Origin of the sequence: Epilithonimonas hominis, from assembly GCF_003730015.1 — a bacterium.
Taxonomy (GTDB): Bacteria; Bacteroidota; Bacteroidia; order Flavobacteriales; family Weeksellaceae; genus Epilithonimonas; species Epilithonimonas hominis.
The window spans coordinates 82,200-107,759 of sequence record NZ_RJTU01000071.1 but is presented as its reverse complement, the minus strand read 5'-3'; the positions used below and the strand labels follow the sequence as shown (position 1 = coordinate 107,759).

The 25,560-nt window shown below is 34.9% G+C and carries 23 protein-coding genes; 5 read left to right on the top strand and 18 right to left on the bottom strand.

Annotated features, from left to right (window positions below):
- Nucleotides 1-25: 25 nt before the first annotated feature.
- Nucleotides 26-745 (top strand): MIP/aquaporin family protein, encoded by a 720-nt coding sequence (locus EGH73_RS11510; RefSeq protein ID WP_123281957.1) that lies wholly within the window; start codon nucleotides 26-28, stop codon nucleotides 743-745.
- Nucleotides 746-763: 18 nt separating this feature from the next.
- A complete protein-coding gene (locus tag EGH73_RS11505; RefSeq protein ID WP_184808105.1) occupies nucleotides 764-1,576 on the top strand; it encodes a hypothetical protein in 813 nt (270 codons plus the stop codon).
- Nucleotides 1,577-1,653: 77 nt separating this feature from the next.
- On the opposite strand, the gene EGH73_RS11500 is transcribed toward EGH73_RS11505, so the two are convergent.
- From EGH73_RS11500 to EGH73_RS14415, 16 genes are all read right to left on the bottom strand, one after another.
- Entirely contained in the window at nucleotides 1,654-2,178 is a 525-nt protein-coding gene (locus tag EGH73_RS11500; protein ID WP_123281956.1) for a DUF4252 domain-containing protein, read from the bottom strand.
- A 5-nt stretch (nucleotides 2,179-2,183) separates the two neighbouring features.
- Nucleotides 2,184-3,515 carry a DUF4252 domain-containing protein gene (locus tag EGH73_RS11495; RefSeq protein WP_123281955.1) on the bottom strand — a complete coding sequence of 444 codons (1,332 nt, stop codon included), beginning with the start codon at nucleotides 3,513-3,515 and terminating at the stop codon, nucleotides 2,184-2,186.
- A gap of 78 nt (nucleotides 3,516-3,593) precedes the next feature.
- Nucleotides 3,594-4,331, bottom strand: coding sequence for a hypothetical protein (locus EGH73_RS11490; RefSeq protein WP_123281954.1), 738 nt, complete (start codon nucleotides 4,329-4,331; stop codon nucleotides 3,594-3,596).
- A complete protein-coding gene (locus tag EGH73_RS11485; RefSeq protein ID WP_123281959.1) occupies nucleotides 4,297-4,815 on the bottom strand; it encodes a sigma-70 family RNA polymerase sigma factor in 519 nt (172 codons plus the stop codon). Before EGH73_RS11485 ends, EGH73_RS11490 begins: the two co-directional genes overlap by 35 nt.
- A 280-nt stretch (nucleotides 4,816-5,095) precedes the next feature.
- On the bottom strand, nucleotides 5,096-5,656 hold the full coding sequence (locus EGH73_RS11480; RefSeq protein WP_123281953.1) for a hypothetical protein: 561 nt from the start codon (nucleotides 5,654-5,656) through the stop codon (nucleotides 5,096-5,098).
- Nucleotides 5,657-5,702: 46 nt separating this feature from the next.
- Nucleotides 5,703-6,968: a serine hydrolase domain-containing protein gene (locus tag EGH73_RS11475; RefSeq protein ID WP_123281952.1), complete on the bottom strand. Its 1,266-nt coding sequence runs from the start codon at nucleotides 6,966-6,968 to the stop codon at nucleotides 5,703-5,705.
- A gap of 148 nt (nucleotides 6,969-7,116) precedes the next feature.
- Nucleotides 7,117-7,665 (bottom strand): hypothetical protein, encoded by a 549-nt coding sequence (locus tag EGH73_RS11470; protein ID WP_123281951.1) that lies wholly within the window; start codon nucleotides 7,663-7,665, stop codon nucleotides 7,117-7,119.
- 11 nt (nucleotides 7,666-7,676) lie between these two features.
- On the bottom strand, nucleotides 7,677-8,051 hold the full coding sequence (locus EGH73_RS11465; protein WP_123281950.1) for a hypothetical protein: 375 nt from the start codon (nucleotides 8,049-8,051) through the stop codon (nucleotides 7,677-7,679).
- A complete protein-coding gene (locus tag EGH73_RS11460) occupies nucleotides 8,048-9,616 on the bottom strand; it encodes a hypothetical protein (protein WP_123281949.1) in 1,569 nt (522 codons plus the stop codon). Before EGH73_RS11460 ends, EGH73_RS11465 begins: the two co-directional genes overlap by 4 nt.
- A 217-nt stretch (nucleotides 9,617-9,833) precedes the next feature.
- Nucleotides 9,834-10,781, bottom strand: a complete 948-nt coding sequence (locus tag EGH73_RS11455) for a 2-hydroxyacid dehydrogenase (protein WP_123281948.1) — start codon at nucleotides 10,779-10,781, stop codon at nucleotides 9,834-9,836.
- Nucleotides 10,782-10,883: 102 nt separating this feature from the next.
- The gene (locus tag EGH73_RS11450; RefSeq protein WP_123281947.1) at nucleotides 10,884-11,402 is read right to left on the bottom strand and encodes an acyl-CoA thioesterase; all 519 of its coding nucleotides are present in this window, start codon (nucleotides 11,400-11,402) and stop codon (nucleotides 10,884-10,886) included.
- Nucleotides 11,374-12,051: an HU domain-containing protein gene (locus EGH73_RS11445; RefSeq protein WP_123281946.1), complete on the bottom strand. Its 678-nt coding sequence runs from the start codon at nucleotides 12,049-12,051 to the stop codon at nucleotides 11,374-11,376. The genes EGH73_RS11450 and EGH73_RS11445 overlap by 29 nt, the downstream gene beginning before the upstream one ends.
- A 93-nt stretch (nucleotides 12,052-12,144) precedes the next feature.
- Complete coding sequence (locus EGH73_RS11440) at nucleotides 12,145-12,813, bottom strand: T9SS type A sorting domain-containing protein (protein WP_123281945.1); 669 nt, start codon at nucleotides 12,811-12,813, stop codon at nucleotides 12,145-12,147.
- Nucleotides 12,814-12,969: 156 nt separating this feature from the next.
- Complete coding sequence (locus EGH73_RS11435; RefSeq protein WP_123281944.1) at nucleotides 12,970-15,066, bottom strand: TonB-dependent receptor; 2,097 nt, start codon at nucleotides 15,064-15,066, stop codon at nucleotides 12,970-12,972.
- 234 nt (nucleotides 15,067-15,300) lie between these two features.
- Nucleotides 15,301-15,963 carry a WG repeat-containing protein gene (locus EGH73_RS11430; RefSeq protein ID WP_123281943.1) on the bottom strand — a complete coding sequence of 221 codons (663 nt, stop codon included), beginning with the start codon at nucleotides 15,961-15,963 and terminating at the stop codon, nucleotides 15,301-15,303.
- 13 nt (nucleotides 15,964-15,976) lie between these two features.
- Nucleotides 15,977-16,264, bottom strand: coding sequence for a DUF2752 domain-containing protein (locus EGH73_RS14415; protein WP_376746842.1), 288 nt, complete (start codon nucleotides 16,262-16,264; stop codon nucleotides 15,977-15,979).
- Between the two features lie 417 nt (nucleotides 16,265-16,681).
- Between EGH73_RS14415 and EGH73_RS11420 the strand changes: the two genes are divergently transcribed.
- Both EGH73_RS11420 and EGH73_RS11415 read left to right on the top strand, forming a co-directional pair.
- Entirely contained in the window at nucleotides 16,682-19,462 is a 2,781-nt protein-coding gene (locus EGH73_RS11420) for a bifunctional aconitate hydratase 2/2-methylisocitrate dehydratase (RefSeq protein WP_123281941.1), read from the top strand.
- Nucleotides 19,463-19,760: 298 nt separating this feature from the next.
- Nucleotides 19,761-22,031, top strand: a complete 2,271-nt coding sequence (locus tag EGH73_RS11415) for an aconitate hydratase (RefSeq protein ID WP_123281940.1) — start codon at nucleotides 19,761-19,763, stop codon at nucleotides 22,029-22,031.
- Nucleotides 22,032-22,131: 100 nt separating this feature from the next.
- On the opposite strand, the gene EGH73_RS11410 is transcribed toward EGH73_RS11415, so the two are convergent.
- Nucleotides 22,132-22,530: a hypothetical protein gene (locus tag EGH73_RS11410; protein ID WP_089770423.1), complete on the bottom strand. Its 399-nt coding sequence runs from the start codon at nucleotides 22,528-22,530 to the stop codon at nucleotides 22,132-22,134.
- A 62-nt stretch (nucleotides 22,531-22,592) separates the two neighbouring features.
- Nucleotides 22,593-23,144, bottom strand: a complete 552-nt coding sequence (locus tag EGH73_RS11405; RefSeq protein WP_245985515.1) for an RNA polymerase sigma factor — start codon at nucleotides 23,142-23,144, stop codon at nucleotides 22,593-22,595.
- Between the two features lie 139 nt (nucleotides 23,145-23,283).
- Between EGH73_RS11405 and EGH73_RS11400 the strand changes: the two genes are divergently transcribed.
- The gene (locus tag EGH73_RS11400) at nucleotides 23,284-25,446 is read left to right on the top strand and encodes an outer membrane beta-barrel protein (RefSeq protein ID WP_123281938.1); all 2,163 of its coding nucleotides are present in this window, start codon (nucleotides 23,284-23,286) and stop codon (nucleotides 25,444-25,446) included.
- Nucleotides 25,447-25,560 lie beyond the last annotated feature (114 nt).

The following is a 25,560-nucleotide window of genomic DNA, read 5'->3' as shown; positions in this document are numbered from 1 at the left end:
TATCCCGAACTCAGGTTATTATAACATGTCAAACATTTTTATCGCAGAATTATTGGGAACATTGATTCTCATTCTTCTAGGAAATGGCGTTGTAGCCAATGTATTATTACAAAAAACAAAAGGTAACGGAGCGGGATTAATTGTCATTACCGCAGGTTGGGCTTTTGCCGTTTTTTCCGGAGCGGCAGTTGCTCTCAATTTGGGAAGTGCAGCACATCTAAACCCCGCTGTAAGTATTGCTACATTTATTGGAAACGGAATTACCTCTACAGAGCTAATCTCTTATCTAGGTGGAGAATTTCTAGGAGCAATGGCCGGAGCCTTCTTAGTTTGGCTAATGTACAAAGATCATTTTGATGCTACTTTTGAGGATCCAGGCGCTCAGCTTGCTTGCTACAGTACCGGACCTGCAATTAAAAACACATGGTCCAATTTATTCTCAGAAGCTTTAGGAACTTTTGTTTTGATTTTTGTCTCATCAAGCTTTGCATCCACTCAAGGCGAAACTGTAGGCAGCATCGGCTTGTGGCCAATTACTACATTAATCTGGGCTATTGGTGTATCTCTAGGCGGAACTACGGGTTATGCTATTAACCCCGCAAGAGATTTAGGACCTAGAATCATGCATGCTATTTTACCAATAAAAGGTAAAGGAACCAGCGATTGGGGGTACGCCTGGATCCCTGTAATTGGACCTATAGTTGGAGCTATTTTAGCCATTTTAGCATATCAAGCAATTCATTAATCAAAAAAAACTATTACTTTGAAAAAATATATAGCCGCATTTGGCATCAGTCTACTATCTGTTTTTGCCTTCGCAAAAGAAGAACCTCAGCCTACCGAAAACCTACACCTTACCGCAGGACTAGAAACAGCTCATTTATGGAGAGGTTTGGTAATCTCGGACAAACCAACTGTTACAGCCCAGCTGTATTATGATTTGGATAAAAACAAACACTTCCAAATAGGTATATGGGGTGGCATGGCAATTTCTAATGACTCCGATGACACCCATTACAAGGAAATCAATTATTACATCCAATACAAAACGGAAGGACTTTCTATTGCGCTCTGGGATTTGTTCAATTCTCGAAACATCAACGAAATTGTTTCTTCAAAAGATATTTTCAACTACGGACACACCAAAACTGCTCATATAATAGATCTTAGAACTTCCTATCAATTTAATGACCATTTTCCTTTGAGATTAGAAGCCGATGTTTTATTGTATGGAGGAGCTAATGCAGGAGAAGTGAAATTAAACGACAAAGGAGAATATGATGCCAACAAATATTCTACTTATGTGGAAGCAAGTTACCCATTGATACGAGGGAAGAAAACCAATTTAAAAGCCTTGGTTGGAGCAGGCTTTGCTCTTAATCCAGGTGACAACAATAAAGGAGAAACAACTTTTTTGTATGGTAATGGCGAAAACAAATTTGACCTGGTTAATGTTGGTCTTGTGGCAACAAGAAACCTGAAAATATTTGATGCAAATTTCCCAGTAAATGCTGGAGTCCTCTGGAATCCTTCTCATAAGTACGCAAGAGTACAGCTTTCAACTACCCTTTTCTAGAAACATAGAAACTTTAATTATAATTAATTTTATCCAAAAGCCTGCAAATCTATATCTGCAGGCTTTTTCTTCAATAATTAATTCCTTTTGATTTTGATTTGATTTTTTTCGGTGGCATTAACGATTTTTGAAATATCATCTGGCGTAAACTTCCCTTTTACATCTACAAAAATCGTTTCATCATTATCATCTCTTACAGTAATTATCATACGATTGATAACGTCATCTGTTTGCTTAGCATTAAGGCTTATCAGATTCCCTTGTTGCTTTACAGACATCCATTCTTCGTAATTATTTTTAGCAAGATACTTTTGAAATTCTGCTTTAACTGGCGTTTTAGAACTTTCTACAATCAAGACTTTGACATCACTGATTTTCTTTACAAGATCTATCACTTCCTGGCTCTCTCCATCTTCTCTCAACGCTTGCTTCACATAGGACTTCGCTAAAAAACTGGGAACATTGATACTGACAAAAGTCGAATTTTCTTTGAATCCTGTATTGTCAAAAAAATCGGTGTGAACTTTTTTCTGAGAAACCATACACGATTGTAAAAAGAAACCGACAATCGCTAAAATGATAATGTATATAAATTTTAACATAATTTCTAATTGATTGCGTTAATAGTAGAGCCTGTCGTTTCATTGGCAGATTTTGTCACTTTAGAAGGATTTCCTCTGTACTGGACAGATGCTGCGGATGTTGCACTTGCGGTTAAACTTTCTGTTGTATTGATTTTCACACTTGCTCCGGAAGAGGCATCCACAACTGCAGATTTGGTTACAAAATCGCCTGCTGAGATAGAACTTCCGCTGCTTGCACTGTAAACTCCCGAGTCTGCTTTTCCTGACAATTTGATAGAACTTCCGCTACTTGCTTCCAAAGCTAGAGATTTGGTTTCCAAATTCATTTTTACGCTTACACCAGAAGAAACATCCAGTGCTGTGTTTGTAGAGATTTTAAAACTTCCCGAAACTTGTGAACCAGATGAACAACTTGCCGCAAAATTCGATTCGCTAACTGGATTTACAGCTTTGAAAATCGAACCAGATTTGGTAACCAATTTTGATAATTTTGGCCCTGAAACAATCACTTTAAGACTATTAAAATTCAAATTCTTTACGCCATTATTTCTTACAAAGATTTTCAAAATACCGTTTTCAACTTCTGTTATGACGTATTGTTGCTTCTCAGGCTCTACTTTTACAACCACACTTTGCTTTGGACTTTGAGTGAATTCTACATCTACTCCAGAAGAAGTTTCTATTCCGCTAAAGGCAGGAACATTTCTCTCACTTCCAACATTGGATTCTCCAGAATTATTTGTGGTGGTAAAAGTTGCCGTTCCAGAGCCATCTGTTATGGTATGAGTGGATGTGCTGGTTTTAGAAAAAGTGGATGAAGTAATCGTTTTTGCAGGATTAATGGAAGTTACATTTTGGGTCTCCTCCATCATTTTGCTCACATCATCCATAGAGATTTTCCCGTCCAACATCATCAGAACAGAACTGTCTTCTGAAATAATATTAAGAATCAAATTATCCATCACATTGGCTGTGATATCTTGAGCCATAAATTTGATTTTAGCATCACGGTTGTTCACTGTAACCAACTCCTCATATTTCATATTTTTAAGAGAATTGGAAATTTCTTTCTCTATTTTCTTTTCGTCTACGAGAGGATTTTTTGATGTTTCCGGTTTTTCCAGAATCAGCATTTTCAGTCCATTAACTTTTGCAAGCAATGGTTGAATTTTCCCCAATTCTTCGTTATCGATTTTAAGATTATTCAGTAACTTGAACATCGGTTTCGCAATCTTGATGGAGGTGACACCTTCTGTGTCCTGATACTTATCAAAGAGTTTATTGAGCTCTTCTGTTTGTCCGAAAATATTAGTGGACAGAAGAAATAATACGATGAATAATGCTATTTTTTTCATAATAATTTTGGTCTGTGCAATCGCTACTTTATTAGTACTAATTTTCAGAATTTTCTTTGATAGCGATTTTAATTAATGTTAAAAATTTAGAATCCTATAAAAATCAACGGTTTGATTTTGGGCAGATTCTGCGTGATTTATAGTTTGGGTAACGTTACTTGCGAAATAATTAAAAGTATCCTTTGTTATAGCAATAGCTTCCTGCTCGTTGTATATTGGTTTTCCATTGATAATCACATAATTCGGATTATAATCTGAATCTGAGTTTACTTTATTTAGGTTTTGATCTTTTTTAATTTCTTTTGGTTGATGATAAGCAAACTGCGTTTTTGATTCTTGATTTTCAACTGCATTTTTCTTTGCTACTTTCTGTATTTTTGGCTGAGTATTTTGTTGAGTTAAAACTGGCTGTTGAGTTGAACCATTTTCAATTGGAGAAACTTTTGGCGTTTCAACTTTCTTAGGAGTTTCTGTGTGTTTTGCAATTTGAGGTTCAATATTTTCCGGATTGTTAAACATCCAAAATCCACTGATTCCCATTAGTAGAACTAAACTCGCTGCCATCCAATATTGTGTGTAAGATTTTCTTTTCACAATTGGTAGTGCTACTATTTTTGGTTCTTTTGTGACATTTTGCTTTGTCGCTTTGTTTAAGAATTCCTCGAACTTGATATCTAATTTCTCCTGTTTCTCCTCTTTTAGAAAAGAAAAATACGGATTGTCGCTTTCATTTTTCAGGAACAATTCCTCTTCCGGCGTCAGCTCTTCGCCTGCGAAGAATCTAGATTCCCAATCCTTGTATCTGTCTGTTTTCATATTCATAAAGTTGGTTAATTGATTCTTTCACTTTTTGTCTGGCTCTCATCAGGTTGACCCGGACTGCATTTTCTTCCATTTCCATCATTTCCGAAATCTCCGAAATCTCATATTCCTCGACATCTTTTAAGTGAATGACCATTTTTTGTTTCTCGGGCAGATGGTTGATAAATCCCAAAATCTGCTCTCTCATATTATTGGTCTCTATCTGATAAAGTTCTGACTGATGCCTTGTCTGGCTTGCAAATCCGAGTTTCACTTCGTGATGTTTCAAGCGGTTCAGGCATTCATTTTTTACACTTCGCAGGGCAAAACTTTTCAGATTTTCCACAACCATTAATTCATCTTTCTTTTGCCAGAATTTCATCATCAAATCCATTACTACATCTTCCGCTTCATCTGCGCTCATTAAAAACTTTTTCGCAAAACGGTACATCTCATCTTTGAGTATGTAGACCGTTTGTTTAAAGTTGTCTTGAGTCATAGATTCAGTTTTACTGTTTGAGGTTAAAAGCTTTTGATCTTTAATCCTCATCATTTCTTGGTTGTTTAAAAGTAAGACATCTTCAGCTTACAGTTTATTACATCAAAAATAAAAAAAGAACTTTAAAAATTATTAAAGTTCTGATAATCAATTTATTTAAATGTATATTATTAAGATAATGCTCTGAATAACTGAGGAAACATTTTCATATTTTTAGGATTTAATTTTTTATCTTTAACCTCAGTTTCTATTTTATCTTTCTTTTCTGGAAACATTTTGATCAGCTCATCTTTCGTTTTTGGCAGTTGCAAAATTTGACCGTCTTTTTTTGAAAATAAAAAATATCTGGCAAGTCATCGTAAGTATTTTCTTTTTCTCTATCAAAAGAATCTTGAGCATATTTACCTTTGTCATACGTCTTAGATATTCTCATCAGAAGAGTCGCCGTTTCTAATTTTTTAACTTCAAATAAATATCCAATTACTTTTTTTCCATTGTATGGATACTCTAACAAATATAAAATTTCGTCACTGTCGATAATATGTATCGGAGAATATTCTGGGTTTTTGTAAATGGTCATATTCCTACCATTATTAATAATATCTACTTCATCTTTATATGCATTATATCGCATATCTACTAATTTTTGATTATTAGCTATTCTTGCTTTTTTATATTCTGCGTATAAATAAGGCGAGCCTTTCGTTTCAAGTGGATTAACATATCCAGCTCTTGCAATTAAACTCTCTCTAGTAACCGGACTATTATTAACATTCGCATTCCCTTGTTGACAATAAACTAAAGTAGAAACGAAAGCAGATAGAAATAATATTCTTTTCATGGTTTAAATATATTTAGTAACAAATATAACTATTTTACTACTCAAATTATTCTCCCGCATTCACATTAACAGAATCACTTTCTGCCGAAGCACCTTTAGGATTCATCGTTTTGTTGAACTTTTCCATTTCGAAAGGGAAATTTTCAAATAATCCTGATAATGACAATGCGGAATATACCCTTTGTGAATACTTATTTCCAATGGCAACTATTGTAACTTTAGATTTCAGAAGGTGCGCAAAAACCGAATTGCTTCCGTGCCACCAACCGTTGTGATACGTGAGTTTTTCTCCATTATCAAATTCCTTCATACGGAACCCAAGACCATAATTATTGATTCCTTTTTTCTCGTTGCTATAAGGTTCGAAAATTTTATTGGCCAATTCAGGCTTCAAGAAATCTTTTGAAAATAATGCAACTGAAAAATTCAGTAGATCTCTTGGTGTGGTATAGGCATTCTTATCACCATAAATAAGATCTAGCCTGTCTAACGGATATAGCCTGTATCTGCTGTAAAAGGATTGCGAAGCCGTCGGAATATCTTTTTTCTGGAATATAAACGTATGGTTCATTTTCAGCGGTTTGAAAACAATCTCCTGCATCGCTTCCGGAAAAGGTGTTGCAGTCACTTTCTCAACAATCAACGCCAGAAGCGCAAAGTTGGTGTTGCAATACATAAATCCTGTGTTGGAAAGTCGCCCCAACTCTGGTTTGTACTTAATTAACATATCCAAAACGTCCTGGTTTGAGATGAAATCTTTCTTCAGTTCTTCAGGAGCTGGTTTTATACTTTGGTCAAAATGTTCATATTTTGGTAGTCCGCTTCTTTGGGACAACAAACTGAAAACCGTAATATCTTTATAAGGGAATTTTGGAAAGAATTTGGTTAAGTCATCTTCCATTTTCAGTTTTCCTGCTTCTACCAATTTCAAAACAGCCATTGCGGTCATCGTTTTGCTGACGGATGCTACGTGAAGCGGTGTATTTTCATCGATTGGCATTTGCATGTTTTCTCTGCCAAATCCTCTGTATTTTTCGAAGATGATCTTATCGCCTTTTGCAACCAGGATTCCTCCGCTAAGGTCGCCTTGTTCCCAAACTTTTTGATAATAATTATTGATGAGAGGAAGAATTGTAGATTCGTTGGAAAGTGTGGATTCTTGTGGCGTGAAAACTTTGGTTAAATCTACATTACCGTAATTGGGAAGTTTAGATTCGCAATTATCATTTTCATTGATTTGTTCCTCTTTGCTTTTACAAGCATTAATACATACAACCGCTAAACCTATGGTGATTACTTTTCTAAAATTCATTCTTGCCAACTTCTAAGGATTTGCAAGTTAACATAAAATGAGTCTTTAGAAGCCACCTATTTTCTTAAGAATTGTTAAATTTTAACAATAAAAAACCTTCCAAAAATAGATTTCTGAAAGGTTTTTCGTCTCTAGTAATTATAATTTATTAGAAATCATAGCCTAATTTAAAACTTAAATCTGGTATCACTTGAGTAGAATATCCTTTTTTCAAAATCTTTCCAACTCCTAAACCTGCTTTGAACTCGTAATTAAAATTCTTTGCAAAATTCCTTCTCAATCCCCAAGTTGGAACAATAGAAATAGTTTCGCTCACGTGTATATCTTTTGTATTAGAAATTACAAACCAATCAGGAATATATTCTACTTTAAGAGAAACATAATTCCCCGAGTTATTGGAAATATTTTTTCCTAAATCTTTTCTTTTTTGAAGATTATAGTAGAATTTAGGAGTTAATGAGATAGCAGGTGTCAATGCAAAGCCTGTTTTGCTGTACATATCGCCACCCCAAATTGAAGGATACAGTTCTAATTGGCTTCTGAGAGAAAAATTCTCAGACAATCTGGCTTCATTATAAAATTCCGCACCAAAAAATCCTACCTGAACACCTGTCACGGACTTTTCCACACGTGCATTTTCCTGCGAAAAAGCATAAATACCCAAAAACAAGAAGGTCGTTAAAATGATCTTTTTCATTGTATTAATTTTTATTTTTTTTGAACTTTAAAATTTCCTTTTAATGTCTCGTTTCCATTTTTTTTCGTCCATTGACCAGTCGAGTTTTCAAAACTGACTAATTGTCCATTAAAAACGAAACCGCTTCTTGTATTAGCACTTAACTTACCATCGGATTGAACATAGCCCGAAAACTCTTCGGAAAAAGAAATTTGTGTAGATTCAAGATTACCTGTAAAATTACCCGTACTTGTAACCTTAAAGGTAAGATTGCCTTTCTCATCACCATCAAAAGAACCAATCCAATCTCCTTGAAATCGGGAATTAACTTGCCTTTCCATTTCTTCGTCTGATGGATAGCAAGAAAATACAATTCCAAAAAACATTACTAATTTTAAAAATTTCATTCTGTTATTAACTTAACACCATGCCAACCACCATTCTTTTTTGCAATTCCATACATATTGACTTTCGTTGCAGTGGGATGATTAAAATTAAATTCATAACTTGTAATATTCGCTCCATTTCCTACACCTCCTCCAAAAGTATATGTTACTTGTGGTGTTGCTACTCCCCAATCAAAAACTCTTTCTATAACATCTTGGTTATCCTCAACTTGGCTAAAATCAAAATACTGAATATATGTTAGAGTTCCTGTATCCACCACAAATGCAACTTTATTATATTTTTTATTGTAGGCTTGTCCAATCTTTACAGCTTGCTTCCAAGCTTGCTCATAAAATAATTTTCTTAATTGTTCCGGAGTTAAAGATGTCGTATTAACAACCCATTCTATAACGCCATCAATTTTCTTTTCAAATGGCAAAGTAGGCATTTTTGCAGGCCCCATATTCACATAGTTATAATATTGATCTAATGATGTAAATACTTTATCTTCAAAAAAATATCTTTGTCCTGGCAGACCTTGAGCAAAATGAACAGGATGTGTAAATGACCATGCAATCGAGTTAACTCCAATCCCTAATTTATCTGCATTTTCTTTTCTCCAAGTCCCAGTCCACCCCTTGTATTGGTGTTTAACTTTACAGCCAATAGCATAAACCAACCATAAATCTTGCGAATAAAACTTTACTTTAACCCTTCTTCGGTCTTCATATTTATCATCTGTCACCCAAGTTGTTCCAAATATATTTCCTAATTTAGGCTTTCTTATTTCTCCTATTTTAAGTCCTTCAACAATCTGTGAAATTTCTGGGTCAGAAGAAGGATTATTGGTTGGTCCTGAAGGTCCTGAGGGAACTGGGTTACCGTCTGGGTCTGTATCAGGAAGTGGTACAAATGAATTATAATATTCAATATCTTCATTGACAGTAACCAATTCTCCAGAAGGCATATTTGCAATAAATTCTTGTACTACCGCTTCTTCTGTTGGTTCCAAAAGATTACGAGAAATATTTTTAGCATCAAGATAATTGACTAATACATCATATTTTTGAGCTGGGGTTATAAATAATCCAGCATCAGTATATTTATATATCTTGTCCGCAACTTGAATTTCAGCCTCCCCATTTAACATTGCAGAATACGCATCATCTCCAACTATCTCTTCCAAATCATCCAAATCAGTTAACACATCTTCTACAGTTGGAGGATTTTGGGCAGCAACTTTGTTACTAATCCCTTGATTTTTAGATAAATTTATTTTTCTTTCTTTTATAGTCTCAATTACTTGTGTTTCATTCTCGTCTGTAATTATAGGGCGTAAAGACTCAAACTTTTTGTTACTCAAATAATTTACAATATCCTTATTAGAAAGATTTTTGAGTTCCTCATATTTAGCCTTTAAAGATTCTTTGTTTGGAAAATATAATCTTCCATTTTTTATATTGGAATCGGTGAGAGATGTTGTGTTTTCAACTTTTCCCTCTGAAAAGGCTTCTTCTCTACAAGAATTTAAACTTAAAAGCATACCGCCTGCTAATAAGAATTTCGAAAATGTAATTTTCATCATAGTGTTATTTAATTATTAATTCGACGGCAAAGAAAAAAAAAAAAAAAAACACTATAAAAATTTTCACATAATTTATTTCAATAAAGCTGACAACAACTTGACTCTCAATAACATTAAATTAAAAACACAATAATATAATCCCATTAAAAAAAACAAAACCGTTAAAATAATATACATAATTGATTATTTTAACGAATAATTAACTGACAATTTTACATTAAGAATAATACAAAATCTTATCTACAATAAACTGAGCTAATTTGATTTTACTTTGACTTGTCCAGCCTCCAATATGTGGCGTAATAATCACTTTTTCAGAATTTAATAAATATTTTAAATCCTGATTTTCCTTTGTACTGAGCGAAGTCGAAGTTTCAAGATTTTCAAAAGAAGACTTTTCGTATTCCAAAACATCAAGACAAGCACCTAAAACTTTTCCGGATTCAATTGCTTGTACTAAAGCTTTGGTTTTTAAATTCTTCCCTCGAGCTGTATTGACAAAATAGAAATTCTTTTCCATTTTCGAAATGAATTCTTCATCAACCAAATAATGAGTTTCATCTGTCAAAGGAATATGAAGGCTCAAAATATGCGCTCTTTCTTGAAGCTCTTCCAAAGAAACCTGCGTTGCAAATTCATCGGAAAGATTAGGTAAAATATCGTGGAAAATAACCTCGACCCCAAAACCAGAAAGCCTTTTAGCTGTCGCTTTTCCCATATTTCCGTAACCGATGATTCCGAAAGTTTTCCCAAGCAATTCATCGCCACGATTTTCTTCACGTTTCCAGATTCCGTTTTTCACTTCATTAGACGCAATGAATAATCTGTTCATTAGAATCAACAACATCCCAACCACGTGTTCGGCGACAGAATCACGGTTACCTTCGGGCGAATTAATTAATTTAATTCCTAAATTCTCAGCTGTTTCAATATCGATATTTTCCATTCCTGCGCCAACTCTCGCAATGAATTTGAGATGAGAAGCTCTTGTTAGAAAATTTTTGTCTAAGGGAATTCTACTTCGGATAATGATTCCTTGATAATCAATGATTTTTTCCAAAACCTCATCATAGGTCGAAGAATGGTCTTCTTCTACAACAAAACCTTTTGCTGTCAATTGTTCGGAGATTAATGGATGATTTTTATCGAGTTGAAGAATTTTCATAATTTAGATATTAGACTTTGGATTAATTATTTTGATCACAGTCTGAGATGTGTAAAACTCAAAAAAAACGAGCTAAAGCCCGTTTCTTGTTTGTATTAATATTTATTGTCCTAAGAATAACTTTTTGAGTTCAATAGAATCTGTTGGTTTCATTTTTCCGGAAAGGATTAATGATAATTCTTTTCTTCTTTTTGCGGCGGCAAATCTTTCGATTTCCAATTCTGTTTCTGGTTCCAGTTCGGGAACTTTTGCAGGTTTTCCGTTTTCATCAATGGCCACAAATGTGTAAATCCCACTATTGGTGTGAATTTTTCTCTGATTAATTGGATCATCTTCCCAAACATCCACATACACCTCCATCGATGTAGAAAAAGCACGGGAGACTTTGGCTTCTACCACCACAATCCCACCTTCTGGAATAGGATTATCGAACGACACGTGATTTACAGAAGCTGTAACAACTCTTTTTTCTGAATGTTTTGTAGCAGAAATAGCCCCAGCTCTATCCATTCTCGCCAACAATTCGCCTCCGAAAAGATTTCTTAATGAATTGGTTTCGTTGGGCAAGACGATGTTCGTCATTACCGTAAGGCTATCTATTGGTTTTTTGGATTTTTGCATTAGTTGTAGGTTTTATACTATCTGTTTTTATAGAATCTTGTTTGGGAGCAACCAAAACTTTTGGTTTCTCAACTGTTTTGACAATTTGTTTTGTCGGGATATTTGATGATTTTCCGAATATGAATTCCTGATTTCCGAAAAGAAAAAGTGCCGAAGTCCCAACCATAATGAGACTCACAAAAGTCCAGATCACATTTTTATTTAAACTGTAATCTTCTGTAAAATTATTTTTTGATTTTAAAGTTTTAAGATGTTGCAAATCCACTTTTTCAAAACCAAAAATATCGTCATCATTATTTGTTACCTTAACAACTTTGTTATCTTCGTTTAATTGATACTGTCCAAGATTTTCAAGACTTAAGGAATTCTCTGTCTGTAATTTCTGAAACCATTTTGCCACTTCATTTTTAAGATTCTTTTGAACGATAAAAATATTCGTGTTGGTTTCCTCAGCAATATATTTCGCTAATTGATTGTCGTATCCAGACGGATTATACTCAAAAGTAACAATTTCTTTCGGTGGAATAATAATGGAATTCTCGGCATCTATTTTAGCAGATTCTTTGGTAAGTTCGAAAACACCAAACTCCGGAACTTCTGCTCTATTATGCTTCAGAAGATATTGATATAAAAGATATTCAAAATTCATCGCCACAAAACTACATAATTTTTGATGTTATAGAAAATATAAAAGGCTGCTTTTTACAGCAACCTTTTGATTTGGTATGAATTAATTAAAGTGTTAATATGCAAACTTTACAACTTCCGAAACGTTGTTGCCGGAAATCTTCACAAGATATAAACCTTTCTGAGAAAGATTTAAGTCAATTGGATTTCCATTTGCGTTTACTTTTAAGGTCTTGAGTACTTTTCCTGCGAAATCATAAACTGTTATATCCAGATTTCCTTTTGCAGAAGTAAATAATTTTCCGTCTGCAACCTGAGATTTTGTTTTTGAACCAACTTCATATACGGCTAAGGTTGTCAAAGTTGTTGGCCCTTCAAGATCTCTGTCGCCAGATTGAAAATCGGCTCCATTCGATTTGTTTTTAAAAACAACACCAATTCTTTGCACTACAGTTCCCCCTGGCATTGTAGAATTGGAATTGGTAAAGAGCTTGGAATTGAGGTCAATAGTTCCAACGTAGGCATTTTCTGTAGCATCCCATTTCATCATGGTGTTTGAGTTATTCCAAGAATCGTCGAAGTTTCCTTTGTCATTATCCCCATCTGACTGTGCAGACCAAACGTGAACATAGAATGTTGGATTACTTTGCGGATTGTAGAAACTCCAGTCTCCTGATTTTCCGTAAGTTAATTTATAGACACCGTTTGTTACGGTATAAGTTAATTGTGCAGAAAGTGCAACACTTGCAAAAGCCGCAAGTGCTAAAGAATAGATTTTTTTCATTGATGTAAATTTTTAAGGTCTATATTTGATTTTCAATGATTTTTTTTAAATCAAGGAAATCTATGTAAATCTAATATTAATTTTAAGTTAACAAATAAAAATTTACAAAATAGACCTTAAAAACCCATAACTTACTGATTATCAAATTAAATATTTTTATTTCAGCTTCAAAGAAACCCCAAAAAGGAAGTTAATTCTAGCTTGTGCGAAGTAATATGGTCCACTAAAACCGTTGTTGACATACTTAGTATCTGTGAAATTATTTAACAAGAACCTCAAAGTCACATCTTGTTTCTGAAAAGGCAACTTGTATGACATATTAAAATCTGGAACTAAGTAATCCTTTAATTGATTATCAGCAGTTTCTAAATTATCCAAATATTGTTTTCCCACATATTGCGCAGTAACACCAAGATTGAAATTTTTGAATGGCGAGTAAACCACATTTCCGTTCGCAATCATGTTAGGCGAAAAAGAGATATCAGAATCTTTCAAAACAACATCTGTATTGTTTTGAACCGAGTTGATTTCCTTAATCTTATTCTGACTCAAAGATAAATTAGCTCCTAATTGAATTTTATCAGAAAGTCTGCTTTGGGCAGAAAGTTCTATTCCTAATCTATAACTTTTGTCCACATTCTGACGAATGAATTCACCAACATTGTTGATTCTACCTGACAAAACCAACTGATTTTGGTAATCCATATAATACGCATTAGCCGTCAACACAACCTTTCCAAATTGCTGTTCCCAACCTACCTCAAAATCATGTAAGGTTTCTTCTTTTGTGGTCGGATTTGCAAACAGATCATCTCGGTTTGGTTCGCGATGCGCATTGGCATAGGAAACGAATACTTTTCCGTTTTCAATATTGAAATTGACACCAACTTTCGGGTTGAAAAAAGTCCATTTTCTATATAAATCTGCACCTTCACCATCGCCTTGTTGCACAATTTTTGTATCATAATTGATGTTTCTTAGTTGCAAATCGCCAAAAAATTCGAATTGATTGAGTTTATAAATTGCTTTGGCAAATCCAGAAACTTCGTTCTTCACCGAATTATTTCTGTAATATTCGTGTTCATCAATTTGTGGTAGAAAAACGCCAGTTACATTACCAAAATGTCTTCCGTAATACTGATTGGCAACTGCTCCGATATTCAAATCAAGATTACCTAATTTTCCATACAAAGTAGAAATCACGCCATAAAAATCATTGTCCAACCATTTTTTTCTGATGAAATCTGATTTTTTTATTTCTATTCCATTGTCGATGATATTAGGCAAGTTGTATTTAGAGAATTTAGCATCCTGTTTGTAATTTTCATAGTAACCTTTTCCTTTCGTATAATGCGCAGTGGTTTCTAATTTCCAGCCATCAGAAAATCTCTGGTTCCATAATAACTGATAATGATTTTGTTTGTAATTATCGGTTTCATTGTCATAATATCTTATGTCTCCATTAGCCTCATAAATTTCTCCAGAATAATTATACCTTGGATTAGTCTCCCAAGTCTCTTTATCAATTCCGTTCCAAGCCTGATATGTTTTTTCCTTTCCTCCGAAAGCCAAGAACCTCAACTCCGTATTTTTTTCCTGAAACAAAGCAGAAAAATTATAGGAATGTAGATTAGAAGAAGCTCTGTCTATATAACCATCGGAATGGATATGTGTATATCTTCCCATCACAGACAAACGATTTTTCCAGAATTTCCCAGAATTGATTTCTGCAGAATATTTGTACGTATTGAATGAACCATAAGAATCATCAGATTTTACTGAAAATTCATCTGAGGGATCTTTGGAAATCACATTAACACTCGCCCCAAAGGCAGAAACACCATTAGAAGAAGTCCCTACACCTCTCTGGATTACAATTTGTGAAGCAGAACTTGTGAGATCCGGAACATTCACAAAAAAAGTCCCTTGAGATTCGGAGTCATTATAAGGAACACCATTTAGCATTACATTAACACTTGTTCCGGCTGTCCCACGGATTCTGAATCCTGTGTAACCAATTCCGTTTCCGGCATCCGAAGTTGATACAACAGATATCTGATTTTTCAGAAGAATGGGCAAATCCTGCCCAAGATTTTTATCTGCCAAATCTTTTTGGACATTAATAATTGCTTTTGCAGTTGGCGTTCTTTTGGTAAATTCTACAGCTTGGATATTCGTAACTTGTGTAGAATCTGTAGTTTGAGAAAAATAAAATGGAGCAGCAAATACTCCTAAAAAAATAAATCCTTTCATTCTTTTAAATTTAATTGTTAAAATTTATGAGAATAAAAGGGGCGATTATGATTATAAATGATTTGTGATGATTGATAAATGATTTTTTATAACGTTATTATTAATCAATTATCATTCATCATTTATAATGAATGCTTCCCTAAACAGCATTATCTGTTCCAGGTTCATTGGGTATAATCTCAGCTTGTTACAGCACCCCTTAAATTTCTGAACGCGAAATTAGAAAAATTTTAATTAATATGCGTGATTATTTTTATTGATGTAAAAATAGTCTTTTCCATTTTTGGAAACCTCAAATAAACTGGCCGTTTTCCAGCTTAGGTTAGTCTTTATATCTTCATACTCAAAAGGAATTACAACCTGATTTTTTTTATTGATTATGCCGAATTTATTCTCTCTAACAGCAATAATCATAGGATCATCTATATTCCCATCCAAGACATAAAGCATCTGGTACTGAGGATAGATTTCAAAATCGCGGAAGTTCCTCACGTCTGCATCGGATTTTATTGTGAGACCATAAAAACCATTATAAATGAAGGCTTTATATTTAAGAGCTTCATAAGGCTTCAAACATTTGCCGAGATCATTTTTCTGGTACTGATAAACACGTTTACCTGTTTTATCAATCCTGTAACTAATTCTGTCTTGCTCAACCGTTGCAAAATCTGCAGAACCAAATTGACGCAGGTTTTCTTTAGGCGAATTAAGAAGATTGCAGTCTTCCGAGAAGAACATCGCAATATGATATTGTGGCTCTATGATAACATTACCTTTTTGATCTATATATCCTGTTTTCTTGTTAATACTGTTCGGAATAAGTTCCGGAATATCAGCAGACTGACCGAAAGTCGATATAGAGAAATATACAACTGTGAAATTTAAAAATCTTTTCATCTGTAATCAGCAATTATAAATTGTTAATAAAAGCTTTATAACAATCTGTGTTTTTGAGTAGCGAAAATAATAAAACTATGATTATCAAAAAACATAACCATTTTTTGCTGAAGAAAAAATTTAGCAACTTTTTGTTGCTTCTAAAAGATTCAGAATACTTTAAAATAATTAAAAATAAAAAGTATAGAATTGACAATACGAACAAAGCATTATATCTAAATGCTTCTAAAAACCGCAAGTGCAAAAGTGAATGAAATGATCTCTGGACACCACATCCCGCACATTCATATCCAGTAATCACTTTTAGTGGACATCTCAGAAACCAATCACTTTTGGTAGGATCAAAAAAATAGTAGATTACGATTAACACTATCAAAATAACTAAAACCGCAATCTGTCCTTTGCTCTTTTTAAGTAAAAAAATGATTCCCAACACTATATGTAAATTTCCGTGGTTTTTAAAATAAAAAATTATTATGGTAAAAATATTAAATATAGAAAAAATATATGTAATTTATTTTTAATCTAAATTATATAATTATTGTAAAAGTTTTTAAAGTTGTAAATTTGAGCGCATTTTGAGACTGGTAAGTAATTATAAATTATTTAGAATTATTATGCAGAGGCCTACAAAAATGTAAGATTTTTTAAAGTATAATTAAAAATTCTAATTTTAACTAGCCAAAAATGGAATTACAAAAATCGAAACGATAAAAAAATGAATATTTACAAAGATTATCTTAAAGAAATTGAAGAGAGAAAAGAACAAGGTTTACATCCGAAACCGATTGATAGTGCAGAACTTTTAAATGCCATCATCGCACAGATAAAGGATAAGAACAATGTTTATAGAGCAGATTCTCTTCAGTTTTTCATTTACAATACGCTTCCCGGAACCACTAGTGCTGCAGGTGCAAAAGCCCAGTTTTTAAAAGAAATTATCGTGGGGGAATCTGTGGTAGAAGAAATCACGCCGGATTTTGCTTTCGAACTTCTTTCGCATATGAAAGGTGGCCCATCTATCAAAGTTTTAATAGATTTAGCTTTAGGAAATAATCTTCAGATCGCAAAACAAGCTGCGGATGTGCTGAAAACACAAGTTTTCTTATACGAAGCAGATATTGACAGACTGAAAGAAGCATTCAAAAATGACAACCCTATCGCAAGAGAAATTTTTGAAAGCTACGCAAAAGCAGAATTTTTTACCAAGCTTCCGGAAGTTCCGGAAGAAATCAAAGTTGTAACTTTCATCGCTGGTGAAGGTGATATTTCCACTGATTTATTATCTCCGGGAAACCAGGCACACTCCAGATCCGACAGAGAATTGCACGGCAAGTGTATGATCACACCGCAGGCTCAGGAAGAAATCAAAGCATTACAAGCGCAACATCCGGATAAAAGTGTGATGCTGATCGCTGAAAAAGGAACAATGGGTGTGGGATCATCCAGAATGTCTGGTGTAAACAATGTTGCTCTATGGACTGGAAAAAAAGCCAGCCCATATATTCCGTTTGTTAATATAGCGCCAATTGTAGGCGGAACCAATGGCATCTCACCAATTTTCCTTACAACAGTTGATGTAACAGGTGGCATTGGAATCGACCTAAAAAACTGGGTGAAAAAAGTAGATGAAAATGGTAATCCTGTACGAAATGAGAATGGCGAAATTATCCTAGAGGAATCTTATTCAGTAGCAACTGGAACCGTTCTTACTATCAACACCCAAACAAAAAAATTATACAAAGACGGTCAGGAACTGATTGACATCTCAAAAGCCTTGACACCTCAGAAAATGGAATTCATCAAAGCAGGAGGTTCTTATGCGATCGTTTTTGGTAAAAAGATACAGACCATTGCAGCACAGATTTTAGGAATAGAAATTCCTACGGTTTTTGCGCCTTCAAAGGAAATCTCTGTGGAAGGACAAGGTCTTACTGCGGTGGAGAAAATATTTAACAAAAATGCAGTTGGACTTACGCCGGGCAAAGTGTTGCACGCAGGTTCAGATGTCCGTGTAGAAGTTAATATTGTTGGATCTCAGGACACTACTGGCTTAATGACCGCTCAGGAATTGGAATCAATGGCAGCAACTGTCATTTCTCCAATTGTAGATGGCGCTTACCAATCTGGATGTCATACAGCTTCAGTTTGGGATAAGAAAGCTCAGGCAAACATTCCGAAACTGATGAAATTTATGAACGATTTCGGAGTAATTACTGCACGTGATCCGAAAGGTGAATACCACGCAATGACAGACGTTATTCACAAAGTTCTTAATGATATTACGGTTGACGAATGGGCAATCATCATAGGAGGCGACTCTCACACAAGGATGTCAAAAGGTGTTGCGTTCGGAGCTGACTCTGGAACGGTAGCTTTGGCTCTAGCGACTGGAGAAGCTTCTATGCCTATTCCTGAATCCGTAAAAGTTACGTTCAAAGGTCAGATGAAAGAACATATGGATTTCCGTGATGTCGTTCACGCTACACAAGCGCAAATGCTAAAGCAATTTGACGGAGAAAACGTTTTCCAAGGTAGAATCATTGAGGTTCATATCGGAACACTTCCTGCCGATCAGGCATTTACATTCACGGACTGGACTGCCGAAATGAAAGCGAAAGCTTCAATCTGTATTTCTGAAGATGATACACTTATCCAATCGTTGGAGATTGCAAAAGCAAGAATCCAGATTATGATTGATAAAGGAATGGACAATGACAGGCAGGTTCTGCAGGGATTGATCAATAAAGCAGATAAGCGAATTTCGGAGATTAAATCCGGAGAAAAACCAGCATTGACTCCTGATGCGAATGCCAAATATTACGCTGAAGTTGTTGTAAATCTTGATGCTATCGATGAACCAATGATTGCTGACCCCGATGTTAATAATGACGATGTTTCCAAGCGATATACACACGATACCATCAGAGATTTGACTTATTACGGAGGTGAGAAAAAAGTGGATCTTGGTTTCGTAGGTTCTTGTATGGTTCACAAAGGCGATTTGAAAATCGTTTCTCAGATGTTGAGAAATCTTGAAAAGCAAAATGGTAAAGTAGAATTCCAAGCTCCATTGGTAGTTGCAGCCCCTACTTATAATATTATTGACGAATTAAAAGCTGAAGGCGACTGGGAATTATTGGAAAAATATTCTGGCTTCGAATTCAACGATGCAGCTCCAAAAGGCGAAGCTCGTACGCAATATGAAAATATGATGTACCTAGAGCGTCCTGGTTGTAATCTTTGTATGGGTAATCAGGAAAAGGCTGAAAAGGGAGATACAGTTTTAGCAACTTCTACCCGTCTTTTCCAAGGAAGAGTGGTGGAAGATTCCGAACGCAAAAAAGGAGAATCTTTATTGGCTTCTACTCCGGTTGTGGTTTTATCTGCCATTAAAGGAAGAATTCCAAGCATTGAAGAATACAAAGAAGCTGTGGAAGGCATTGATTTAACGACTTTTGTACCGTCAATTAAAGAATTGGTGACAGTTGGTCATTAATAGATTTTGAATTAAAGCCATCAGGCATTTTAAATATAAATGGAAGATTTTGCGAGAAGTCTTCCATTTTTTTGTTTAGAATCTTTCTATTTTAATTGCTTTAATATTTTTTTAACCTAGGTCAAGATCAACGACTTTATTTTTTCCTTAACTTCATACTTTCAAAATATTAATATCATTCATTATAATTAATCCTTTATTTACGAGTATAGGAATGGAATTTGATAAATGATAATGATTTAAAATCTCCTGCTTTACTTTAAAAAGCGGGATTAATAAAAATAAAAAATATCGAGATATGACTTTTGACTTGGATATGATCAAAAAAGTTTATTCTGATTTCGAAAACAGAGTAAACGAAGCAAGAGCTTTTATGGGAAGACCTCTTACTTATTCCGAAAAAATTCTTTGTGCTCACCTTTTTTCTTCACAGACAAAAGAAGCATTTAAAAGAGGAGAATCTTATGTAGACTTTGCTCCGGATAGAGTGGCAATGCAGGATGCGACGGCGCAGATGGCGCTTTTACAATTTATGCAAGCAGGAAAGAAAAAAGTCGCTGTTCCTTCAACAGTTCACCTAGATCATTTGATTCAAGCAAGAGTTGGATCTGCAACTGATTTGGTAGATGCTAATAACAAAAATAACGAAGTTTATCAGTTTTTAGAATCCGTTTCCAACAAATACGGCATTGGGTTTTGGAAAGCAGGAGCGGGAATTATCCACCAAGTAGTTTTAGAAAATTATGCTTTTCCAGGCGGAATGATGATTGGAACCGATTCTCATACTGTAAATGCTGGTGGACTTGGAATGGTGGCGATCGGAGTTGGTGGCGCAGATGCTGTAGACGTAATGGCAGGAATGGCGTGGGAACTGAAATTCCCAAAAATGATTGGTGTTAAATTAACTGGAAAACTTAATGGCTGGACTGCTCCAAAAGATATCATTCTAAAAGTTGCAGGAATTCTTACTGTAAAAGGTGGAACTGGTGCGATTGTAGAATATTTCGGAGAAGGTGCGAATTCATTGTCTTGTACTGGAAAAGGAACGATTTGTAATATGGGCGCAGAAATCGGCGCAACCACTTCTATTTTTGAGTACGACCAAAATATGAGCAAATATCTTCGTTCAACAGATAGAGAAGATTTGGCTGATGCAGCAGATGCAATTGCTCACGTTTTGAAAGCTGACCCAGAAGTTCACGCAGAACCTGAAAAATATTATGACCAGCTTATTGAAATCAATTTAAGTGAACTAGAACCAGCACTGAACGGACCTTTCACACCTGACCTTTATACTCCGATTTCTAAAATGAAAGAAATTGCAGAGAAAAACGGCTGGCCTACAAAAATTGAAGTTGGCTTAATTGGTTCTTGTACCAATTCATCTTACGAAGATATAGCAAGAGCTGCTTCTGTTGCTAAACAAGCTAAAGATAAAAACCTTGACGTCAAAGCAGAATATACCATTACTCCAGGTTCAGAACAAGTGAGGTTTACGGTAGAAAGAGATGGTTTCTTAAAAACTTTTGACGAAATTGGAGGTAGAGTTTTTGCGAATGCTTGCGGACCTTGTATCGGACAATGGGCTCGCGAAGGCGCTGAAAAACAAGAGAAAAATACAATTGTTCACTCTTTCAACAGAAACTTCTCAAAAAGAGCAGATGGAAACCCGAACACCTATGCTTTCGTAGGTTCTCCGGAATTGGTAACCGCGATGGCAATTGCAGGAGATTTGAGATTCAACCCTTTAACAGATAAACTTAAAAATAAGGACGGAATAGAAGTTCTTCTTGACGAACCAAGCGGAGATGATTTACCAAGATTAGGATTTGATGTGGACGACCCGGGTTATATTGCGCCGGCGGAAGATGGTTCTAATGTAGAAGTTATTGTTTCGCCAGAATCTGACAGACTTCAGTTATTAGAAGAATTCCCAGCTTGGGACGGACTCAATATTACCGGCGCAAGATTACTCATCAAAGTATACGGAAAATGTACGACTGACCATATCTCTATGGCTGGCCCTTGGCTGAAATATCGCGGACACCTTGACAACATTTCCAACAATATGCTAATTGGCGCTGTCAATGCTTTCAATATGGAAACCAACAAAGTTAAAAATCAATTGGACGGGCAATATAAACCAGTTCCAGATTCTGCAAGACAATATAAAGCTGCAGAAATTCCAACCATTGTTGTAGGCGATGAGAATTACGGTGAAGGTTCTTCCAGAGAACACGCTGCGATGGAACCAAGACATCTTGGCGTGAGAGCTGTTTTGGTAAAATCTTTTGCCCGTATCCACGAAACAAACCTTAAGAAACAAGGAATGCTGGCCTTGACATTTGACAACAAGGATGACTATGATAAAATCCAGGAAGATGACATCATTAATTTCCTAGATCTGGATCAATTTGCGCCAAGTAAACCTTTGACATTAGAGTTTGTTCACGCTGATGGAACTAAAGATATTATTAAAGCTAACCATACCTACAATGCTGGACAAATCGAATGGTTTAAAGCTGGTTCTGCACTTAATCTCATTAAGAAAATGGAAAAACAAGGTTGAAAATTTAACTTTTAATTGCAAAAAAATTCTCACAAAGTTTGTGAGAATTTTTATTTTATGCATTATTGTCTTTTAGCTCAAAATCTGGATTCCAAAACTTCTATTCGGATTTCGGATTCCACATTTCTTTGAACTTTTCTTTTTCATCTTCTGTTCCGCAAAATCGGGATTCAAACTTTTCTTTCCATCGTTTTTTGAATTCTTCCCGCTCTTCTTCACTGCCGCAAAATCTGGATTCGAATTTTTGTTTCCAACCTGCTCGCAAATCATCACGCCCTTCGAAATGATTTCTTCTCCCGAATTTCTTCCCATTAAAACCTCCGAATAAAATTTTCGATAATAACAAAATCCCGAAAGCCTGCCAATAACTAATGGCTTTTACACCTAATATCTCTGGCAAAAGGATATTCCAAAGCCATTGGAAAAACCAAATAAATAATCCCATTGCCGCAATAACAAACGGGAAAATCAACCAAAATTTCTTTTTATTACGTTTCATTTGTTTTTACTTATTATTTTTAATTGTCAAAATGAACTTTAAAATTTTCACTTCTATATAGTTTAATCGTTCAAATCCTTATATAGCGCTTGCAGTTTTTTTCGCAAGTGTTTTACCGCATAAGATTTTCTACTGATAATGGTTTTGATGTTTTCGCCTTCTTCCTCTGCAATTTCCTGTAGGGTTTTATCTTCGAGTTCGTTTTGGATGTAAACTCGCCTTTGCTTTTCTGGTAATTCATCCAAAGCTTTCATCAGCTCGTTCCAAAACATTTCTTTGAAAACACTAAGTTCCGGACTATATCTATCATCAGCCAAAAGAATGTCTTTCACATTCAGATCGCCATCTTCATCCTGATAAGCAAAATCTTCCAGAGATTCGGTTTTCTTTTTTCTGTAACTGTCGATGATTTTGTTTCGGGTAACTGAATACAACCAAGCGCCAACATTTTCTATCTCGTTTAAGTTAGTCAATCGGCTGGTTTGAAACCAAACTTCCTGCAGAATATCCTCCGCATCTTCCGTCTTTGCCACTTTAGAACTGATAAAGCGCAAGAGCTGGGAACCGTAATTTTTCACGACTTCCGTAATCGATACAGATTTTTTTTCGGCCATTGGCTGTAAAGATAGCGACTCCATATGAATATGACGGCAGAGATTTTTTTTTACCTTAAAAGTGTTAAAAATTTTTATAATGGATTCAACTTGTAACAAAAGAATGATTTGAAAGTCTAATTAATTGATAATACAATCTATGAAGTTAAAATCTATCATTCCAATCTCTGCTCTATTTCTAAGTCAAATCTACTTTGCCCAGGAAACTCCTAAAAAAGAAACAGACAACAAGGAAAAACAAATTGAGACAGTAACCATTACCAAAACGAAGAAAGCCGTTGAACAAAAGGCGGACAGAACGATTTTCGACTTTTCTGAACAACCCAATCTCAACTCCGGAACATTGATGGAAGGCTTGAAAAAACTTCCCGGTTTGGTTTCAACAGATATTGCCGGAATGATGTATCAGGGAAAATTGCTGGATGTTTTCATGGATGGACGACCGCTGAATATCTCCAGCAACGAGCTGACTGCTTTTCTCGATGGAATGCCCGCAAATTCTATAGAAAGAATCGAAATCATCACGCAACCTGGCGCAGAATTTCCGGCAACTTCCGGCGGCGCTATTCTTAATATCATTACCAGCAAAAACGCAAAAAGCTATCTTACTGCAACTTATAGCGGAAGCTATGCGTTTACCAATTATGACAAATTCCGAAACAGAACTGTGAACAGTCTCAGTCTGAATGCCAGAAACAAATACTTTGGTTGGCAAGTTAATTTTGGACAAAACTATCGGGAAAGTGCGCAATGGAGCACGATGGATGATTTCTCAAAAACCATTACAGATAGAATTGGAAGAGGCTATTTTGCCAATGCCGCAATGACTTTTGATTTGGGAGAAGATCGTTTGCTTTTAAACTATGAATTTAATAAAAATAATAATGACAACGCCATTTCCAGCAATGGTTTTGGCTTGGTTAACAATATTCTTACGCCAATTAATTCCGAGGATTTTGCCAATACATTAGTCAACAGAAATGAAGCAACTCTAACCTATCAAAAACGCTTTGATGACAAAAACAAAAAGCTGGATTTCCAATTAAATTATAACAATTACAATACAGATTTTGCTCAAAAAAGCTTCATCAATCCTGTTAACAATATTGCCAATGCTTCCAATCAAAATGTTTACAGCTTCAAGGTGGATTTTTCCCAGCCTTTGAAAATTTTGGACGAAGGTAAAATAAGCGTTGGAGGCCTATATGAAAAACTGAGTTTTGACACCGATAATAAAATCATTACAAATTTAGATTATCAAAGGCAAACTTCTTCTATGTACGCAGAATTGCAATCTAAGCTAAAGAAATTCGATTTCATTCTAGGAGCCAGAGCAGAGAACTATGACATCAGCGGAATTACGAGAATTTGGCAAAATAATGCTGTTGTAGAAAAAAATCTTGTTCCGTTCAATCAATTCCGGATTTTCCCGAATGCAAGCGTGCAATATAATTTCATGAAAAATGTCTATTTTGGTTTGAATTATAACAAGAAAATTAACCTTCCAAACATTTCTTTCCTCAATCCAAACAATACGATTTTCAATAATCAAAACATTAACTATAGTGGAAATCCATATTTGCAACCTACCATTTTTGATAACTTCGAGGTCAAAATTTCGGCTTTTGATTATGCCTTTTTTAGCTACAGCATCAGCTATTCCGACAACAATATTGCGCAACAAGTGGGTAGAAAAGATCTGTTGATTACAAACACCAATATCAACATCCCAAAAATGAGAATACACAGCTTCAATGCGGGAATTCCGGTTCCTTTTATGGTTTTTACCAAAAGTCTGAAAGAGATGCTGAAGTTTGATTTTAATCCGGATAAAATTAATTTTCTGTATTTATACACCAATTATCAAAAACACGAAATTCCGGATCTGGACAACAAAGGATTCTGGGTTTTTGGAGGAATGGCACAGATTATTTTGCCAAAAGACATCAAATTCACAGCCAATTACCGCCATATTACCAAAGGAAATTATTTCTATTTTGAAGCTATCAAACCTTTCAATCAATCTTTTGATATTAATTTGACTAAAAAATTCATGAATGATCGTCTTACGGTTTCGCTTTATGCAGATGATATTTTTAATCAGAATAAGAATTATTTCAACTCTGTTCCGCCAAACGATTTGAGTCCTGTACTTTTATCAAGCAAAAACGACACCCGAAAATTCGGAATTTCTTTCAATTATAAAATTCCGACCAAAAATAAATTAGCCAAAGAAGATCCTAATCTTATAAAAAATAACGCTTCGGATTCCAACGGCGGCGTTTTGAATCAAGGTCAATAAAATTTAAGAAGATTTATTCTTTTAATCCTTCCAGAATTTCTATTTGGAAGGATTTTTTAATGTAAAATCGAAAAATTCATATTAAAAACACGAATGGAATCGAAAAATTTATAT

What these genes read in the sequence shown, in the direction of transcription:
- EGH73_RS11510 (WP_123281957.1), top strand. Translation starts at nt 26, where the DNA reads ATGTCAAACATTTTTATCGCAGAATTATTGGGAACATTGATTCTCATT.
- EGH73_RS11500 (WP_123281956.1), bottom strand. Translation starts at nt 2,178, where the DNA reads ATGTTAAAATTTATATACATTATCATTTTAGCGATTGTCGGTTTCTTT.
- EGH73_RS11495 (WP_123281955.1), bottom strand. Translation starts at nt 3,515, where the DNA reads ATGAAAAAAATAGCATTATTCATCGTATTATTTCTTCTGTCCACTAAT.
- EGH73_RS11490 (WP_123281954.1), bottom strand. Translation starts at nt 4,331, where the DNA reads ATGAAAACAGACAGATACAAGGATTGGGAATCTAGATTCTTCGCAGGC.
- EGH73_RS11485 (WP_123281959.1), bottom strand. Translation starts at nt 4,815, where the DNA reads ATGACTCAAGACAACTTTAAACAAACGGTCTACATACTCAAAGATGAG.
- EGH73_RS11480 (WP_123281953.1), bottom strand. Translation starts at nt 5,656, where the DNA reads ATGAAAAGAATATTATTTCTATCTGCTTTCGTTTCTACTTTAGTTTAT.
- EGH73_RS11475 (WP_123281952.1), bottom strand. Translation starts at nt 6,968, where the DNA reads ATGAATTTTAGAAAAGTAATCACCATAGGTTTAGCGGTTGTATGTATT.
- EGH73_RS11470 (WP_123281951.1), bottom strand. Translation starts at nt 7,665, where the DNA reads ATGAAAAAGATCATTTTAACGACCTTCTTGTTTTTGGGTATTTATGCT.
- EGH73_RS11465 (WP_123281950.1), bottom strand. Translation starts at nt 8,051, where the DNA reads ATGAAATTTTTAAAATTAGTAATGTTTTTTGGAATTGTATTTTCTTGC.
- EGH73_RS11460 (WP_123281949.1), bottom strand. Translation starts at nt 9,616, where the DNA reads ATGATGAAAATTACATTTTCGAAATTCTTATTAGCAGGCGGTATGCTT.
- EGH73_RS11455 (WP_123281948.1), bottom strand. Translation starts at nt 10,781, where the DNA reads ATGAAAATTCTTCAACTCGATAAAAATCATCCATTAATCTCCGAACAA.
- EGH73_RS11450 (WP_123281947.1), bottom strand. Translation starts at nt 11,402, where the DNA reads ATGCAAAAATCCAAAAAACCAATAGATAGCCTTACGGTAATGACGAAC.
- EGH73_RS11445 (WP_123281946.1), bottom strand. Translation starts at nt 12,051, where the DNA reads ATGAATTTTGAATATCTTTTATATCAATATCTTCTGAAGCATAATAGA.
- EGH73_RS11440 (WP_123281945.1), bottom strand. Translation starts at nt 12,813, where the DNA reads ATGAAAAAAATCTATTCTTTAGCACTTGCGGCTTTTGCAAGTGTTGCA.
- EGH73_RS11435 (WP_123281944.1), bottom strand. Translation starts at nt 15,066, where the DNA reads ATGAAAGGATTTATTTTTTTAGGAGTATTTGCTGCTCCATTTTATTTT.
- EGH73_RS11430 (WP_123281943.1), bottom strand. Translation starts at nt 15,963, where the DNA reads ATGAAAAGATTTTTAAATTTCACAGTTGTATATTTCTCTATATCGACT.
- EGH73_RS11420 (WP_123281941.1), top strand. Translation starts at nt 16,682, where the DNA reads ATGAATATTTACAAAGATTATCTTAAAGAAATTGAAGAGAGAAAAGAA.
- EGH73_RS11415 (WP_123281940.1), top strand. Translation starts at nt 19,761, where the DNA reads ATGACTTTTGACTTGGATATGATCAAAAAAGTTTATTCTGATTTCGAA.
- EGH73_RS11410 (WP_089770423.1), bottom strand. Translation starts at nt 22,530, where the DNA reads ATGAAACGTAATAAAAAGAAATTTTGGTTGATTTTCCCGTTTGTTATT.
- EGH73_RS11405 (WP_245985515.1), bottom strand. Translation starts at nt 23,144, where the DNA reads ATGGCCGAAAAAAAATCTGTATCGATTACGGAAGTCGTGAAAAATTAC.
- EGH73_RS11400 (WP_123281938.1), top strand. Translation starts at nt 23,284, where the DNA reads ATGAAGTTAAAATCTATCATTCCAATCTCTGCTCTATTTCTAAGTCAA.